At 43.4% G+C, this 431-nt stretch carries 1 protein-coding gene; it reads left to right on the top strand.

The features are described from left to right. The coding region (locus CYP51_RS00495) for a sigma-54 factor interaction domain-containing protein (protein WP_141089673.1) at positions 1 to 431 on the top strand (431 nt) is incomplete at both ends.

Raw genomic sequence — 431 nt, 5'->3', positions numbered from 1 at the left:
AAAGGGTAGAAGTGCTAAAGCAAAAGACTCCAAAAAGCATAAAAAAAGTTGAAACTAAAAGCGAAAATAACGGCTTTTTAGCCACTTCAAAGGCACTTGAAGCGACGCTAAATATCGCGCTAAAAGCTGCAAGAACAGACGCCTCAATAATGCTTAGTGGCGAAAGCGGCGTTGGCAAGGAGGTCTTTGCTAAATTTATCCACGCAAACTCACCTAGAAAAGACGCTGCATTTATCGCTTTAAATATGGCTGCGATCCCTGAAAATTTGATAGAAAGTGAGCTTTTTGGCTTTGAAAAGGGCGCCTTTACTGACGCTGCGACCACCAAAAAAGGGCAGTTTGAGCTGGCAAATGGCGGAACGCTATTTTTAGACGAGATCGGCGAGATGCCTATAAATTTACAGCCAAAGTTGCTTCGTGCGCTTCAAGAG

Origin of the sequence: Campylobacter concisus (assembly GCF_002912895.1) — a bacterium.
Classification (GTDB): Bacteria; Campylobacterota; Campylobacteria; order Campylobacterales; family Campylobacteraceae; genus Campylobacter_A; species Campylobacter_A concisus_G.
This window is presented reverse-complemented; position numbering and strand designations above follow the sequence as displayed.